9 protein-coding genes, 1 pseudogene and 2 riboswitches are annotated in these 16,829 nt (G+C 61.4%); of the genes and pseudogenes, 5 read left to right on the top strand and 5 right to left on the bottom strand.

From position 1 onward, the window contains the following. Window positions 1-147 precede the first annotated feature (147 nt). A complete protein-coding gene (cobN, locus tag ACXX9E_RS18205) occupies window positions 148-3,996 on the bottom strand; it encodes a cobaltochelatase subunit CobN (protein ID WP_458555851.1) in 3,849 nt (1,282 codons plus the stop codon). 3 nt (window positions 3,997-3,999) lie between these two features. Continuing rightward, window positions 4,000-5,073 (bottom strand): cobalamin biosynthesis protein CobW, encoded by a 1,074-nt coding sequence (gene cobW / locus ACXX9E_RS18200; protein WP_034154301.1) that lies wholly within the window; start codon window positions 5,071-5,073, stop codon window positions 4,000-4,002. Window positions 5,074-5,173: 100 nt separating this feature from the next. After that, window positions 5,174-5,383, bottom strand: a riboswitch (cobalamin riboswitch). A gap of 750 nt (window positions 5,384-6,133) precedes the next feature. After that, a riboswitch (cobalamin riboswitch) is annotated at window positions 6,134-6,355 on the top strand. Between the two features lie 120 nt (window positions 6,356-6,475). On the opposite strand from cobW, the gene ACXX9E_RS18195 reads away from it, so the two are divergent. From ACXX9E_RS18195 to cobM, 4 genes are all read left to right on the top strand, one after another. Then, window positions 6,476-6,673 carry a CbtB domain-containing protein gene (locus tag ACXX9E_RS18195; protein WP_458555850.1) on the top strand — a complete coding sequence of 66 codons (198 nt, stop codon included), beginning with the start codon at window positions 6,476-6,478 and terminating at the stop codon, window positions 6,671-6,673. 11 nt (window positions 6,674-6,684) lie between these two features. After that, window positions 6,685-7,386, top strand: a complete 702-nt coding sequence (locus tag ACXX9E_RS18190; RefSeq protein WP_458555849.1) for a CbtA family protein — start codon at window positions 6,685-6,687, stop codon at window positions 7,384-7,386. Further along, on the top strand, window positions 7,383-7,796 hold the full coding sequence (locus ACXX9E_RS18185) for a cobalamin biosynthesis protein (protein WP_123468208.1): 414 nt from the start codon (window positions 7,383-7,385) through the stop codon (window positions 7,794-7,796). The genes ACXX9E_RS18190 and ACXX9E_RS18185 overlap by 4 nt, the downstream gene beginning before the upstream one ends. Window positions 7,797-7,875: 79 nt before the next feature. After that, window positions 7,876-8,622: a precorrin-4 C(11)-methyltransferase gene (cobM, locus tag ACXX9E_RS18180; RefSeq protein WP_458555848.1), complete on the top strand. Its 747-nt coding sequence runs from the start codon at window positions 7,876-7,878 to the stop codon at window positions 8,620-8,622. 200 nt (window positions 8,623-8,822) lie between these two features. On the opposite strand, the gene nfuA is transcribed toward cobM, so the two are convergent. From nfuA to ACXX9E_RS18165, 3 genes and pseudogenes are all read right to left on the bottom strand, one after another. Next, window positions 8,823-9,407, bottom strand: a complete 585-nt coding sequence (nfuA, locus tag ACXX9E_RS18175) for a Fe-S biogenesis protein NfuA (protein ID WP_003225494.1) — start codon at window positions 9,405-9,407, stop codon at window positions 8,823-8,825. Window positions 9,408-9,464: 57 nt separating this feature from the next. Next, window positions 9,465-10,487, bottom strand: a pseudogene (locus tag ACXX9E_RS18170) (acyltransferase family protein). Window positions 10,488-10,671: 184 nt separating this feature from the next. After that, window positions 10,672-12,954, bottom strand: a complete 2,283-nt coding sequence (locus ACXX9E_RS18165; RefSeq protein WP_128614769.1) for a fatty acid cis/trans isomerase — start codon at window positions 12,952-12,954, stop codon at window positions 10,672-10,674. Between the two features lie 155 nt (window positions 12,955-13,109). Here ACXX9E_RS18165 and metH point away from each other — a divergent pair, with 155 nt between their 5' ends. Beyond that, window positions 13,110-16,820 (top strand): methionine synthase, encoded by a 3,711-nt coding sequence (gene metH, locus ACXX9E_RS18160; RefSeq protein ID WP_123468200.1) that lies wholly within the window; start codon window positions 13,110-13,112, stop codon window positions 16,818-16,820. Window positions 16,821-16,829 lie beyond the last annotated feature (9 nt).

Raw genomic sequence — 16,829 nt, 5'->3', positions numbered from 1 at the left:
TCTCCCAGGGGGAGAGGGAACTGACCCAGGTGTTCTTTCGAATTCCGTCGACCTGATACGTCGGGCCGAACTCAGACTTCGACAGCAACGCAAATCGGCTCCCTCTCCCTCCGGGAGAGGACTGGGCTGAGGGTAGCTTTTGGCCGGTTACATATCTTCCTCAATATCCAGCAGCAGATTCTCCAGCGCTTCTTTATAAGCCCCAGGCTCCTGCCACATCCCGCGCTGCTGCGCTTCCAGCATCCGCTCGGTCATGTCGCGCAACGCATGCGGGTTATGCTCGCGAACAAAATCCCGGGTGGCCGGGTCCAGCAGGTAGGCATCGGCCAGCAATGCGTACTGGTGATCATCAATCAATTGCGTGGTGGCGTCGAACGCGAACAGGTTATCGACCGTCGCCGCCAGTTCAAACGCGCCTTTATAGCCGTGGCGCTTGACCCCGTCGATCCACTTCGGATTCGCCGCACGCGAGCGGATCACCCGGTTCAGCTCTTCTTTCAGGGTACGAATCTTTGGCAAGTCCGGCTGACTGTGATCACCGTGGTAACTGACCGCCGCTTCGCCACGCAAGGTTTCCACCGCCGCGAGCATGCCACCCTGGAACTGGTAATAATCGTTGGAATCGAGCAGGTCGTGCTCGCGATTGTCTTGATTCTGCAACACTGCCTGCACCTGACTCAGGCGCTGGACGAGTTGCTCGCGGGCGGCGGTGCCTTCGTCGGCACCGCCATAGGCGTAGGCGCCCCAATTCAAGTAGACCTCGGCGAGATCCTCGCGGGTTTGCCACAGACGTCCATCAATCGCGCCTTGCACACCGGCCCCGTAGGCACCGGGTTTGGCGCCGAAAATCCGCCATCCGGCCTGACGCCGCGCCGTGTCTTCGTCGAGGCCCGATTGCAGCAAGGCTTCGCGTTCGGCACGCACCCTGGCGGCCAGCGGATTGAGATCGTCCGGTTCGTCCAGCGCCGCCACGGCTTGCACGGCGGCGTCGAACAGGCGGATCAGGTTGGCAAAGGCATCGCGGAAGAAACCCGATACCCGCAGCGTCACATCGACTCGCGGACGATCAAGCAGGCTCAGCGGCAGAATCTCGAAATCATCCACCCGTTGACTGCCGGTGGCCCACACCGGACGCACGCCCATCAGGGCCATGGCCTGAGCAATGTCATCACCGCCGGTGCGCATGGTCGCGGTGCCCCACACCGACAGGCCGAGCTGACGCAGGTGATCACCGTGATCCTGCAGGTGCCGCTCGAGAATCAATGTGGCCGACTGGAAACCGATACGCCACGCGGTGGTGGTCGGCAGGTTGCGCACGTCCACCGAATAGAAGTTGCGTCCGGTGGGCAACACGTCGAGACGGCCACGGCTGGGCGCGCCGCTCGGGCCAGCGGGGACGAAGCGACCGCTGAGGGCGTCGAGCAGACCGCGCATTTCTGCCGGGCCGCAGGCATCGAGGCGTGGCGCGACGACTTCGCGCAGATGGTCGATGATTGCACTGACCTCCGCCCAACGCGGTCCTTGCAGGCGTGAGCCTGCTTGCGATAGCAGTGTGTCAGTGGACTCAATGTTGGCTGACACACCGCCATCGCGAGCAGGCTCACTCCTACAGGGGATTTGTAGTGTTTGGGAGATCAGGTCCGAAGCAAACAGTTCGAGGCGTTCGCGGGTGTCGCCGGCAGTGCGCCAGACTTCGTCGCTTTGCGATTGCAGCGCCTCGGGACGCGGGCCTGTCCATGGATCGGCCAGCGCACAATCGAGTGGATCGAATCCGAGTTCGAACGCTTTGGCGAGTGCTCGCAACAGGCTTGATTGCGCGCCTTTGCCGTCGCCTCGTGGAATCCGTAGCAGCGCGAGCAACGTATCGTTCCGCAAACGCCCGGTCGGCGATTCGCCAAAAATGTGCAGACCGTCGCGGATCTGCGATTCCTTCAGATCACACAGATACGTATCGAGGCGCGGCAACCAGATCGCTGCGTCGGCATCGCTGTCCAGCGCGGCATCGAGTTGCAGTTCGCGGTCGATCTGCGTATCGCGCACCAGTTGCAGAATGTCGCGCTGTAACTCGCGGGCGCGGCGCGGATCGAGCAGTTGCGCTTCGTAATACTCGTCGGCCAGCAGCTCCAGATTACGCAGCGGGCCGTAGGTTTCGGCGCGGGTCAGCGGCGGCATCAGGTGGTCGATGATCACCGCTTGCGTGCGCCGTTTGGCCTGGGCGCCCTCGCCCGGATCGTTGACGATAAACGGATATATGTTCGGCAGCGGCCCGAGCAGTGCGTCCGGCCAGCAGTTTTCCGAGAGGCCGACGCCCTTGCCCGGCAGCCATTCGAGGTTCCCGTGCTTGCCGACGTGGATCACCGCGTGGGCGCCGTAGGTCTTGCGCAACCAGAAATAGAACGCCAGATAGCCGTGGGGCGGCACCAGATCCGGGTCGTGATACACCGCGCTCGGATCGACCTGATAGCCGCGCGCTGGTTGAATGCCGACAAAAGTCAGACCGAAGCGCAGGCCGGCGATCATCATGCGTGCGTCGCGGCACATCGGATCGTTTTGCGGCGCTCCCCAGCGCTCGGCCACGGCCGTGCGATTGGCCTCGGGCAGTGCGTTGAACTGGGCCAGGTAATCATCCATCGCCAGACTTTGCTGGCACGGGCGCAGATCAATCGTCTCGAGGTCGTTGCTGACGCCACCGAGCAATTGCTGAATCAACTCGGTGCCGCTGCCCGGCAGCTCTGCCGCGACCGGATATCCCTCAGCCTGCAACGCACGCAGGATGTTCAGCGCCGCCGCCGGCGTGTCGAGACCGACACCGTTGCCGATGCGGCCGTCACGGGTCGGGTAATTGGCGAGAACCAGTGCGATGCGCTTACCGGCATTCGGCACCCGCGCGAGGTCGATCCAGCGCCGCGCCAGTTCAGCGACGAAATCCATGCGTTCGGGCTGCGCGCGGTAACAGACCACATCGGACTGGCTGCGCTCGCTGCGCCAGGCCAGATCCTTGAAGCTGATCGGCCGACTGATGATGCGTCCGTCGAGTTCCGGCAAGGCAATGTGCATCGCCAGATCGCGCGGGCCCAGCCCCTGCTCGCTGTCGCGCCAGCCGGGCTCGTTGTCCTGGGCGCAGATGGCCTGAATCACCGCAATGTTGCGGCGAAACGGCCGCAGGTGCGGGGCTTCCGGGCTGGACTGGGCGAAACCGGTGGTATTGAGAATGACCCCTGCCTCGACTTCATCCAGCCAATCCTCGACCACGCTCAGGCAGCCCGGCTCTTTCAGACTGGCGACGGCGATCGGCAGCGGATTGAGCCCCGCTGCCTGCAAGCGCTGGCAGAACACGTCGATGAACGCGGTGTTGGCCGCCTGCAAATGCGAGCGATAAAACAACACCGCCGCCACCGGGCATTCCGGCAGCCAGTCGGCTTGCCAGTCAGCCAGTGCGGCGCTGGTTTTGTCCGGGTGATAAATCGCCGTGCGCGGCAAGGCTTGCGGCTCGCCCCACGGGTAATCACGGGCGAGCCAGCGGTTGGCCAGGCAATGAAAGAAATCCAGCGCATTGCCCAGGCCACCCTGACGCAGGAATTGCCAGAGGCGGTCGCGATCTTCGGCGGGCACGGTGCTCAGGTCACTGAGCTCCGGGTCGGGGCGATCATCGCCCGGTACCAGAATCACCTGCACGCCGCGCTCCGACAGCTCGACCAGCCGCTCGACGCCGTAGCGCCAATAAGCGATGCCGCCGTGCAGCGAGATCAGAATCACCTTGGCGTGGCGTAACACCTCGTCGACGTACAGATCGACCGACGCGTGATTCTGCACCTGCATCGGGTTGGCCAGACGCAGGCTCGGGTAATCCTCGGGCAATTGCTGCGCGGCTTCGGCGAGCAGCGCCAGGCTGGAATCGCCGCTGCACAGGATCACCAGCTCGGCGGGGGTTTGGCCAAGGTCGGCAATGTTGTCATCCGACACGAAACCGCCGGGCTGGGTCCTGAGCAGGTGCATGGTTTAAACGCTGAGCGCGGCGCGCAGTTGCGCTTCGAGTTGTGCGGCGTCGAGTTCCTGACCGATCAACACCAGACGGGTGACGCGCGCTTCATCGGCGCCCCACTGACGGTCGAAATGCTTGTCGAAACGCGTGCCCACGCCTTGAATCAGCAGGCGCATTGGCTTGTTCGGAATGGCGGCGAAACCTTTGACACGCAGGATGCCGTGCTTGACCACCAGCTGCGTCAGGGCGTCGAGCAGCAGGCTTTCGTCGGCTTGCGGCAGTTCGATGGAGATCGAATCGAAGGCGTCGTGATCATGGTCATCGTGGTCGTCATCGCCTTCACCATGGTGGTGATCATGATGGCTGTGGCGGCTGTCGATGTGTTCTTCGGAACCGGCGCCGAGGCCGATCAGCACGTCCAGCGGCAGACGACCGTTGCTCGCTTCGATGATTTTCACCGCCGGCGGCAGTTCTTCGGCGACTTCAGCGCGTACACGCGCCAGATCTTCAGGGCTGGTCTGGTCGGCTTTGTTCAGAATGACGAGGTCAGCGCTGGCCAGTTGATCGGCGAACAGTTCGTGCAGCGGCGATTCATGATCGAGGTTCGGATCGAGTTTGCGCTGGGCATCGACCTGATCCGGGAACGCAGCGAAAGTGCCGGCGGCCACGGCCGGGCTGTCGACCACGGTGATCACCGCATCAACAGTGCAGGCGCTGCGGATTTCCGGCCACTGGAAAGCCTGCACCAGCGGTTTTGGCAGGGCCAGCCCGGAAGTTTCGATGAGGATATGGTCGAGATCGCCGCGACGGGCCACCAGTTCGCGCATCACCGGGAAGAACTCTTCCTGAACGGTGCAGCACAGGCAGCCATTGGCCAGTTCGTAGACCCGGCCGGTGGCTTCTTCTTCGGTGCAACCGATGGTGCATTGCTTGAGGATTTCGCCGTCGATGCCCAACTCGCCGAACTCGTTGACGATCACCGCGATACGACGGCCCTGGGCGTTGTCGAGCATGTGCCGCAGCAGCGTGGTTTTGCCCGAACCGAGGAAGCCGGTAACGATGGTGACGGGGAGTTTGGCCAGTGTTTTCATCGGTATGCCCTTTGGCAAATCGGCGGGCATACGGGACGAGAACCGGCAACGCGCATGCGCGCCGGAAGCGTTCGCCACCGGATCACCCCGCCCGGTTGTAGTGAGAATCTGTGACGAGGCAGGTCTCCTGGCTGACGGCGTTCAGGCTTGGCCTGGCATTCGCTGCGCCTTCCCGCTGGCTCTTTGATCGAGCTGGCAGTGGCGTGGCAGCGAACTTCACCGTTCACAGTTGCGGGGGCAGCCGCGGCTTTGACCGCGTTCCCTTCTTAGCTTCGGCATGTGCCGAAGAACCTCGAAAGCGCAAGGCTACGCATGGTGTGGGGATGGGTCAATGTTTGGATTGGGGGTGTATCCGTTTCTGCGGGTGTTGCTGATTAGGGTTCCGCCCTTACGGCGGGTCACTTTTTCCAGACGCCGAAAAAGTAACCAAAAAGGCTTTACCCTGACGTTCGGCCCTCGCCTAGGCTCGGGTCCCTTCGCTCCGGGATCTATCCGGGGGGCATCGCCTCCGGTTTGCTGCGCTGCACCTCCTCTCGATGTGTTTGGCTGCGCCAAACGGTCGCTACGCTCCCACCCCCGGCTAAATCCCTCCACTCAGCCTGCCGACGGGCGCTGAGATCAAAAGCGGTACTCGAGCTAACGCTCATTGTGTTGAGTGGTGAGAAGCAAGGGCTGTGTGCTGTGTGCTGTGGGCTGCCTTTGCTTTTCTGTGGGAGCTGGCTTGCCAGCGATAGCGGCCTGACAGCCGACCAAGCTCTCGCAGACTGCTCGCGATCCACCTGTAGGAGTAAGCCTGCTCGCGATGACGACCAGCCAGACGACCAACGTCTACCCGTTGACCTCAATCCCTGTGGGAGCTGGCTTGCCAGCGATGGCGGCCTGAAAGCCGACCAGGCTCTTGCAGACTGACGCCGGGGGCAGCCTTTTTGGTTATTTTTCGCTGGGCCGGCATTCCGGCGTCTGGAAAAAGTGACCCACCGTAAGGGCGGGAGCCCAATCAACAACACCCGCAGCAACGGATATGCCCATTCAATTGACTAAATTCCCCCCCACATGCTCTCCTACACAACTTGTTACGGGTGCCCTTCACAGGGTGAAACGGGAAACCGGTGAATCATGTGCTTTACTCAAAGCCATGTCAGTCCGGTGCTGCCCCCGCAACGGTAAGCGAGCGAAGTGTCAGATCCACTGTGTCCCTGCGGCATGGGAAGGTGACGCTTGCAAGTCGGCCTGACGCCAACCCCTCGTGAGCCCGGAGACCGGCCCGCAACACACAGCGCGCATTTGCGTCGCTGAACCTGACAACCCGCGGTGGGCGGGCGCTGTTCGAACCTCTGCGTGCCTGACTCGCAGGGGTTTTCATGCGCTCTATTCACCCGCTGACACTCCAGAGGGAAGCGCCATGTCGATCATCAGCAGCACCGCCAGCAACACAGACAAAATCGCCAGCACCGCCACACTGAGCCAACGCCTGATCGCGGCGTTCTTCACCTCGATCCTCGGTGCCGGCCTCGTCTACTTCGCCGGTTTTTCGCACATCGAAGCGGTGCACAACGCCGCTCACGATACCCGCCACAGCGCCGCGTTCCCGTGCCACTGAGACCTGCCGACATGATCAAGCGTATTGCGCAAACCGCAGGTTTTACCGGGCTGCTGGCCGCCCTGCTCCTGACGCTGCTGCAGAGCTTCTGGGTTTCACCACTGATTCTGCAGGCTGAAACCTTTGAAAAAGCCGAACCGGTTGTTGCGGTCCACGAACACGCTGCCGGCACCGCGGCGCACACCCACGACGCCGAAGCCTGGGAGCCGGAAGACGGCTGGCAGCGTGTGGCCTCGACCACCGGCGGCAATCTGGTGGTGGCGGTCGGTTTCGCGCTGATGCTCGCCGGTCTGTACACCCTGCGTGCACCGACCAAAACCTCGCAAGGCCTGCTCTGGGGCCTGGCCGGTTACGCCACCTTCGTCCTCGCTCCGACGCTGGGCCTGCCGCCTGAACTGCCCGGCACCGCTGCCGCCGATCTGGCCTCGCGGCAGCTGTGGTGGATCGGTACCGCCGCGTCCACGGCCGTCGGCCTCGCGCTGATCGCCTTCAGCCGTCCATGGGTGATGAAGATCCTCGGGGTAGCGATCCTTGCGGTGCCCCATGTGATTGGCGCGCCACAACCGGAAGTGCACTCCATGCTCGCCCCTGAAGCACTTGAAGCCCAGTTCAAAATCGCTTCGCAGTTGACCAACGTGGCGTTCTGGCTGGCCCTGGGCCTGATCAGCGCGTGGTTGTTCCGCCGCAAAAGCGATGGTCACTACCACTTATGATGAATGACCGCGCAGCGTCGACCTTTGTGGTCGGCCTGGGCTGCCAGCGTGGCTGCCCGGCCAGCACGCTGCGCGCGTTACTCGATCAGGCCTTGCAGGCCCATCGCATTGAACTTGAGGCAGTCAAGGCCCTGGCCAGTATCGACCTCAAGCGTGATGAACCGGGTTTGCAGGAACTTGCCGCACAACTGGCTCTGCCGTTGCTGTACTTCAGCAGCGCAGAACTGGCCGGTTATCAGCAACGGCTCAGTCACCACTCGCAAATCGCCTACGAGCGAACCGGTTGTTACGGCGTGGCGGAAAGTGCCGCCCTGGCCCTGGCCGAACAACTGATTCAGGCCCCGGCAAAGCTGCTGATTTCCCGTCAAAAATACGCCCAGGCGACGTTGGCCTTGGCCGGCGCTGCGTAAACCCCCGATAATCCCCGCCCTCGATCATGAGCAATCTTCATCTGAAGGGTTGCTGCGGCTGTTTTCAAAGGATTCCACGATGACCGTCTACTTCATCGGCGCCGGCCCCGGCGACCCGGAATTGATCACCGTCAAAGGCCAGCGGCTGATCCGTCGCTGCCCGGTGATCATCTATGCAGGCTCGCTGGTCCCGGCGGCGGTGCTGGAGGGGCATCAGGCGGAGACCGTGGTCAACAGCGCCGAATTGCATCTGGAGCAGATCATTGAGTTGATCAAGGTCGCCCATGCCAACGGTCAGGATGTGGCGCGCGTGCATTCGGGCGATCCGAGCCTGTACGGCGCGATCGGCGAGCAAATTCGCCATCTGCGCGAGCTGAACATTCCGTTCGAGATCATCCCCGGCGTGACGGCAACAGCGGCGTGTGCGGCGTTGTTAGGCGCCGAACTCACCCTGCCGGATGTGTCGCAGAGCGTGATTCTGACCCGTTATGCCGACAAAACCGCGATGCCGGCGGGCGAAGAACTCGCCAGTCTGGCGCAGCATGGCGCGACCATGGCGATTCATCTGGGGGTCAATCATCTGGAGAAAATCCTCGTGGAGCTGCGGCCGCACTACGGCGCGGATTGCCCGATTGCGGTGATTCACCGGGCGACGTGGCCGGATCAGGACTGGGTGGTGGGGACGCTGGCGGATATTGCCGGGAAGGTTGCAGCCAAAGGATTTCGGCGTACGGCGCTGATTCTGGTTGGACGGGTGTTAGGCAGTGAGGTGTTTAGCGAGTCATCGTTGTATCGCGCGGGGCATGCGCACCTGTACAGGCCCTGAATCATATGGGATTGGGTACAACCTGTGGCGAGGGGATTTATCCCCGATGAACTGCGCAGCAGTTCCTTTTCTGGGGCTGCTTCGCAACCCATCGGGGATAAATCCCCTCACCACACAATAAACAGGCACTCATTAATCAAGTGCATAAAAAAACGGCGCTCACGGGGCGCCGTTTTTCATGTCCGCAGTGAACACCTTAATTAGTAGTAGGCGTTTTCTTTCTGCGTGTGGTCGGTCACGTCGCGAACACCTTTCAGCTCGGGAATGCGCTCAAGCAAGGTGCGCTCGATGCCTTCCTTGAGGGTGACGTCCGCCTGGCCACAGCCCTGGCAACCGCCGCCAAACTGCAGCACGGCAATGCCATCCTCAACCACATCGATCAGGCTGACCTGACCGCCGTGGCTGGCCAGCCCCGGGTTGATTTCGGTCTGCAGGTAGTAGTTGATCCGCTCGTTGACCGGACTGTCGGCGTTGACCATCGGCACTTTGGCGTTCGGCGCCTTGATGGTCAGCTGGCCGCCCATGCGGTCGGTGGCGTAGTCGACAACGGCGTCGTCGAGAAACGCTTCGCTGAACGAATCAATGTAAGCGGTGAAGCTTTTCAGCCCCAGCGCGGTGTCTTCGGGTTTTTCTTCGCCCGGCTTGCAATAGGCAATGCAGGTTTCGGCGTACTGGGTGCCAGGCTGGGTGATGAAGACGCGGATGCCGATGCCCGGGGTGTTCTGCTTGGACAGCAGATCAGCCAGGTAATCGTGGGCGGCGTCGGTAATGGTAATAGCGGTCATGGAAACTCCTCGCAGGCTTGGGCGCAGTTTACGCCAATCGTTGCGCCGGACAAAGTCCTAGTATTTTTGTCGGGAAAGATTCTCGACCGGCTCGTCGTCCACTCGCGCCTTGAGCCAGCGATAACTGCGTTTTTCCACCCATTCGTAGCTCAGCCACGAACCGACGCCGATGGCCAGTACACAGACGCCAAACATCAAATACGGGTTGATACCGTAGCGCTGCGCGAGGAAACCACCGGCCGACAGCACCAGCACATGCATCAGGTACACCGAATAGGAGCAGTCGCCGAGCAGCTTGAGCACTCGGCTGCGCTCGACATAACGCTCCAGCGCCATGCACGACAGCACCAGCACCGCGCTCGGCACGCCCCAGTTCAATAGCCTTGGCGCCGGCGCGAGGTGATAAATGGCCAGCAACGCCGCGCCGATTCCCAGCAACGGCAGCCACAGGCCGGCACCGATCCAGCCACGGCGGTAGAGCATGCCGATGGCGATCCCCAGCAAAAACTCATAGACGATATCCGAGCGATAGAACGCGCTGATCCAGCCAAACCCGGTCCACGCCTGACTGACCGCGAACAGCAACGCCGCGACCACCAGCAGCCGCACTTCCAGGCGAAACAGCAGAGCCCAGGCGAACAGCACGTAGAAGAGCATTTCGTAATTGAGCGTCCAGCCGACATTGAGCGTTGGATAAATGCCGTAGCCACCGGGATTTTCGGTCGGGATGAAGAGCAGCGACAGGAGCAGATGGTTTCAGTCCAGCGACTGATCCGGCAACAGCGGTTGAGCGAACACCACCAGCAACGCCATCAGCAACGTGTACAGCCAATACGCCGGGACGATGCGAAACAGCCGGTACAGCAGAAACCGCGTCGGCGGCAGCGACTTACCCTCAGTGGAGAGGAAAATCACCAGGCCGCTGATGACGAAGAAGATATCGACCCCCACCGCGCCTTTGTCGATGAACAACTGCCCCAGCGGCCCACGTGCCTTGAAGTCGAAGAAAATCTGCATGAAGTGGTGGCAAACCACCGTCCAGGCGGCAAGTGCACGCAGGGCTTGCACTGAAATCAACATTGACCGCTCCTGACCAGATCGCTCGAAACCACCGCCGATACCTTGTAGGAGTGAGCCTGCTCGCGATGGCGTCAGCCCGATCAACATGTGATGCGCCTGACACACCGCGATCGCGAGCAGGCTCACTCCTACAATAGTTTCGCGGTGTCGCCAGGTATTGGGACAGCAGGTCCCCCTCAAACGATCAAAGATTCTCGTAGCGGTTCATGTCCAGTACGCCCTCTTCCACCGGCTCGGTTTCGTGCATGTACTGACTCAGGTCGTGAAAATAGAACCAGAATTGCGGATGACTGCGACGAATACCCCAGCGTTCGACGATTTTCTCGAAGCGGTCGGCGTCCTTGGCATGCTCCATGGCGTCAACAAACGCGGGTACCTGATCGGCCGGAATATTGAACATGAAGTTCGGATAACTGCTGAGTACCCCAGGATAAATGGTCAAGGTGTCGAGCCCCGGCTGATAGCGCAGCGACTCGCCCAACAGGAACGCCACGTTGCTGTGCGCGCGATTGCGCAGCAAGCTGTAGACCTCGCGCTTGCCGCTGGCGGTCTCGATGCGCAACATCGTTGCTTCCGGCAGTTGTTCGATCACCTTCAAGCCGGCAGCCGGGCGCGATGTCAGGCGACTGAGGGCCTGTTCGGCATTCTGCAGCGCCGGGTCGATATTCGGCCGCGAGCAATACGCGCCGTCGCACCGGTTGATCGGATCAGGCCGCGCATTGAGATCGCCGTAACGCGCCAGCAACTGCATGGCGAAGTCATATTTGGGGTCTTTCCCTGCGAGTTTCAGCCCGGTCGGCTTGTCGTCGTCGATCGCCTCATAATCGAGCCACATCTTGAACTGACCGCTGCTCTGGTACCAATCGTCGAGGTAGTCCTCACGGGAATCGGCCGGCATCAGACGCAGGAAATTCTGCTCGGCGCCGTTGCGGATCAGGTCGAAATACAGGCGGGTCTGCGCCTGATGGGAGACGTTGCCGAACACATCGAAGTTGACCGCCAACTGGTAATAGGTGCGCTCCAGCAGCGGATAATCGAACAGCCACATAGTCTGTGGCACTTCGCCGATCAGGCCTTTGGTCACCGAGGCGCTGTCGAAGTGGCGGAAGATGCTCAGCAGCGCATTGTCGTTGCCGGCCCACAGGGTCGACCAGCTCGGCGGCGGTTGGTCGGCGTAGCTGTCGCGGCGCAGGGCCTCGTACTCGTTACGCTTGTCGCGGTAGTTGCGCCACAGGCTGAGGACACTGCCGACGTCATCGTTCTGCCCCGGCATCGCCAGCAACGGTGTGGCATGGCCGCGATAGTTCGGGTCGGTGATATACAGGTCGTGCTCCGGCGCCTGGAACAGCGCCCAGAAGTTGTCGCGGATCACGTCGGTCGCGATCTGCCCCCGGCACACCGGCCCGCGAATGAAGGTGCGAACGAAGTACTCGGCGTTATCGAGCATGAACTGATAACGCGCCTGTGCCGGGATCGCCTCGAACGTGGCAAACGGGTTGGCCCGGCTCTGCGGTCCATACCCCGGCAAAGCGTTGACCTGCCAGTTGCCGCTGTAGAACAGGCTTTTGACCCGCGCCATCTTCGCCGCGCTCAGCGGATAGGTGATGTGGGTCTTGTGCACGATCACCCCTTGCACGGGCCACAAGCGGTAGTACACCTGAGTACCCGGATCATCGTTCGGACGGCGGGTGGCAATCAGGTCGATCGGCTGGCCGGTCGGTGTGCGCGAACGCACCCACTGGAAGTAATGCCCTGGCTCGCCGTCCTTGAAATACAGGTGCGCGAGAAACCAGTGCTCGTACAGCCAGCGTCCGACCAGACTCTGACGGGCACCGGGGGTGTTGAGCAGGTTTTCCCACTGCACGATCTGCAGTGCCTCTTTGGCGCTGGGCGCCAGGCCTTGCTCGTCAATTGGCGCACCGGACGCCAGCCAGCGTTGCAGCGTCTGGTATTGCTGATCGGTCAGACCGGTCACCGCCAGTGGCATGCCTTCTTTCGGATGAGCGCCGGCATAGCCTTCGAACTCGGCGGGCATCGCGCACATGTTTTCCCGTTGCAGGCCGAGGACGATGTCTTCAGGGAGTTTGGCATTCGGGGTCAACGGGGTTTTGTGCCCCAACTCCAGCATGCGCGCCATCAGCGCCGCCTGACTGCCTTGGGCATCGAGCACCGAATAGAAGTCTTTCTGCTGCCAGGCACGCTTGCCAAAAGCGTCGTAGAACAGTCGGGTGGTCGGCGCGGCCTGAGTCCGCTCGCCGTCATACACCGGCATCTTGCTCGCGCCACGGGCGGCGCCTTCACCACTGCCCAGGTTCAGCTGACAGGCGGAGTCGTAGCACGCATGGCAGGCCACGCACTTTTCGGTGAAGATCGGCTGAATATCACGGGTATAGGAAATAGTGGGATCTTGCGCAGCAGCGCCCCAGCTTAAAAACAGCAAAAATATGCTGATGACGCGGTACGACATGCCCTTGATCCCGATCCTGAAAAAAACGTCGCGATTCTACAGGATGACGCCCGCACCAACATGAGCGATATTCATGCAAAACCGCCGCATGCTCCAAAACCGCACAGGTTTGTTATGATCCCGGCCCTTCGTCATGGTCTTTTCGAGTAGTCCCAATGTCCGATCGCAGCGTTCGCCTTCAAGCTCTCAAGCAAGCTCTCAAAGAGCGCATCCTGATTCTCGATGGCGGTATGGGCACGATGATCCAGAGCTACAAGCTCGAAGAACAGGATTATCGCGGCAAACGCTTCGCAGACTGGCCGAGTGACGTCAAGGGCAACAACGACCTGTTGGTGATCACCCGTCCGGATGTGATCGGCGGCATTGAGAAAGCCTATCTGGATGCCGGCGCCGACATCCTCGAAACCAACACCTTCAACGCCACACGGATTTCCATGGCCGACTACGGCATGGAAGAACTGGCGTACGAACTAAACGTAGAAGGCGCACGCCTGGCGCGCAAGGTGGCTGACGCCAAGACCGCCGAGAACCCGGCCAAGCCACGCTTCGTCGCCGGGGTACTCGGCCCGACCAGCCGTACCTGTTCGCTGTCGCCTGACGTCAACAACCCCGGTTACCGCAACGTCACCTTCGATGAACTGGTGGAGAACTACACCGAGGCCACCAAAGGCCTGATCGAGGGCGGCGTCGACCTGATCCTGATCGAAACCATTTTCGACACCCTCAACGCCAAAGCGGCGATCTTCGCCGTACAAGGGGTGTTCGAAGAGCTGCACATCGAACTGCCGATCATGATTTCCGGAACCATCACCGACGCTTCCGGCCGCACCCTGTCGGGCCAGACCACCGAAGCGTTCTGGAACTCCGTGGCCCACGCCAAACCGATTTCCGTGGGTCTCAACTGCGCCCTCGGCGCCAGTGAACTGCGCCCCTACCTGGAAGAGCTGTCGAACAAGGCCAGCACCCACGTTTCGGCGCACCCGAACGCGGGTCTGCCGAACGAATTCGGCGAGTACGACGAACTGCCATCGCAAACCGCCAAGGTCATCGAAGAATTCGCCCAGAGCGGTTTCCTCAACATCGTCGGCGGTTGCTGCGGCACCACCCCGGGCCATATCGAAGCGATCGCCAAAGCCGTGGCCGGTTACGCACCGCGACAGATTCCAGACATTCCCAAGGCCTGCCGCCTGTCCGGTCTGGAGCCGTTCACCATTGATCGCAGCTCGTTGTTCGTCAACGTCGGCGAGCGCACCAACATCACCGGTTCCGCCAAGTTCGCCCGTCTGATCCGTGAAGACAACTACACCGAAGCCCTGGAGGTCGCCCTGCAGCAGGTCGAGGCCGGTGCGCAGGTGATCGACATCAACATGGACGAAGGCATGCTCGATTCGAAGAAGGCCATGGTGACCTTCCTCAATCTGATCGCCGGTGAACCAGATATCTCTCGCGTGCCGATCATGATCGACTCGTCGAAATGGGAAGTGATCGAAGCCGGCCTCAAGTGCATTCAAGGCAAGGGCATCGTCAACTCGATCAGCATGAAAGAAGGCGTCGAGCAGTTCATCCATCACGCCAAGCTGTGCAAGCGCTACGGTGCCGCCGTGGTGGTGATGGCGTTCGACGAAGCCGGCCAGGCCGACACCGAAGCGCGCAAGAAAGAGATCTGCAAACGCTCCTACGACATTCTGGTCAACGAAGTCGGCTTCCCGCCGGAAGACATCATCTTCGACCCGAACATCTTCGCCGTGGCCACCGGTATCGAGGAACACAACAACTACGCCGTGGACTTCATCAACGCCTGCGCCTACATCCGCGATGAGCTGCCGTATGCCCTGAGCTCCGGCGGCGTGTCCAACGTGTCGTTCTCGTTCCGTGGCAACAACCCGGTGCGCGAGGCGATCCACTCGGTGTTCCTGCTCTACGCGATCCGCGCCGGCCTGACCATGGGCATCGTCAACGCCGGTCAGCTGGAGATCTACGACCAGATCCCGCAGGAGCTGCGCGACGCCGTTGAAGACGTGATCCTCAACCGCACGCCGGAAGGCACCGACGCCCTCCTCGCCATCGCCGACAAATACAAGGGCGACGGCAGCGTCAAGGAAGCGGAAACCGAAGAGTGGCGCAGCTGGGACGTCAACAAGCGTCTGGAGCATGCGCTGGTCAAGGGCATCACCACCCACATCGTCGAAGACACCGAAGAATCGCGCCAGTCGTTCGCCCGTCCGATCGAAGTGATCGAAGGCCCGCTGATGTCCGGCATGAACATCGTCGGTGACCTGTTCGGCGCCGGCAAAATGTTCCTGCCGCAAGTGGTGAAATCCGCCCGCGTGATGAAGCAGGCGGTGGCCCACCTGATCCCGTTCATCGAACTGGAAAAAGGCGACAAGCCCGAAGCCAAGGGCAAGATCCTCATGGCTACGGTGAAGGGAGACGTGCACGACATCGGCAAGAACATCGTCGGCGTGGTGCTGGGCTGTAACGGCTATGACATCGTCGACCTTGGCGTGATGGTGCCGGCCGAGAAGATTCTGCAGGTGGCCAAGGAAGAAAAGTGCGACATCATCGGCCTCTCCGGCCTGATCACACCGTCGCTGGACGAAATGGTTCATGTCGCTCGGGAAATGCAGCGCCAGGATTTCCACCTGCCGCTGATGATCGGTGGCGCGACCACCTCCAAGGCGCACACCGCGGTGAAAATCGAGCCGAAGTACAGCAACGATGCCGTGGTCTACGTGACCGACGCCTCCCGTGCGGTAGGTGTGGCAACGCAATTGCTGTCCAAGGAGTTGAAGGCCGGTTTCGTCGAGAAGACGCGCCTGGAATACGTCGATGTGCGTGAGCGCACCTCCAACCGCAGCGCCCGTACCGAGCGTCTGAGCTACGCCGCTGCCATTGCCAAGAAACCGCAGTTCGACTGGGCGAATTACCAGCCGGTCAAACCGACCTTTACCGGCAGCAAGGTGCTGGACAATATCGACCTCAAGGTCCTCGCCGAGTACATCGACTGGACACCGTTCTTCATTTCCTGGGACCTGGCCGGCAAGTTCCCGCGCATCCTCGAAGACGAAGTGGTCGGTGAAGCCGCCACCGCGCTGTACAAGGACGCCCAGGAAATGCTCGCCAAGCTGATCGACGAAAAGTTGATCAGCGCCCGCGCGGTGTTCGGCTTCTGGCCGGCCAATCAGGTGCATGACGACGACATCGAGCTGTACGGCGATGACGGCAAGCCGTTGGCCAGACTGCATCATCTGCGTCAGCAGATCATCAAGACCGACGGCAAGCCGAACTTCTCGCTGGCCGACTTTGTGGCCCCGAAAGACAGCGACGTCACCGACTACGTCGGTGGTTTCATCACCACGGCCGGTATCGGCGCCGAAGAAGTGGCCAAGGCTTATCAGGACGCCGGCGACGATTACAACTCGATCATGGTCAAGGCCCTCGCCGACCGTCTGGCCGAGGCATGTGCCGAGTGGCTGCACCAGCAGGTGCGTAAAGAGCACTGGGGTTATGCCAAGGACGAGACCCTCGACAACGAGGCGCTGATCAAAGAGCAATACAGCGGCATCCGCCCTGCTCCGGGTTATCCGGCGTGCCCGGACCACACGGAGAAGGCCGCGCTGTTTGCCCTGCTCGACCCTGAGGCCGCCGAAATGCGCGCCGGTCGCAGCGGTGTGTTTCTCACCGAACACTACGCGATGTTCCCGGCGGCAGCGGTCAGCGGCTGGTACTTCGCCCATCCGCAGGCGCAATATTTTGCGGTGGGCAAGGTCGACAAGGACCAGGTGCAGAGCTACACCTCGCGCAAGGGACAGGAACTGAGCGTAACCGAACGCTGGCTCGCACCGAACCTGGGCTACGACAACTGAGACTTGCCA

The sequence above is a fragment of the Pseudomonas sp. GNP014 genome, assembly GCF_054344005.1.
This window is presented reverse-complemented; position numbering and strand designations above follow the sequence as displayed.

Coding starts and splice junctions, on each gene's coding strand:
- cobN (WP_458555851.1), bottom strand. CDS start 3,996: ATGCACCTGCTCAGGACCCAGCCCGGCGGTTTCGTGTCGGATGACAAC.
- cobW (WP_034154301.1), bottom strand. CDS start 5,073: ATGAAAACACTGGCCAAACTCCCCGTCACCATCGTTACCGGCTTCCTC.
- ACXX9E_RS18195 (WP_458555850.1), top strand. CDS start 6,476: ATGTCGATCATCAGCAGCACCGCCAGCAACACAGACAAAATCGCCAGC.
- ACXX9E_RS18190 (WP_458555849.1), top strand. CDS start 6,685: ATGATCAAGCGTATTGCGCAAACCGCAGGTTTTACCGGGCTGCTGGCC.
- ACXX9E_RS18185 (WP_123468208.1), top strand. CDS start 7,383: ATGATGAATGACCGCGCAGCGTCGACCTTTGTGGTCGGCCTGGGCTGC.
- cobM (WP_458555848.1), top strand. CDS start 7,876: ATGACCGTCTACTTCATCGGCGCCGGCCCCGGCGACCCGGAATTGATC.
- nfuA (WP_003225494.1), bottom strand. CDS start 9,407: ATGACCGCTATTACCATTACCGACGCCGCCCACGATTACCTGGCTGAT.
- ACXX9E_RS18165 (WP_128614769.1), bottom strand. CDS start 12,954: ATGTCGTACCGCGTCATCAGCATATTTTTGCTGTTTTTAAGCTGGGGC.
- metH (WP_123468200.1), top strand. CDS start 13,110: ATGTCCGATCGCAGCGTTCGCCTTCAAGCTCTCAAGCAAGCTCTCAAA.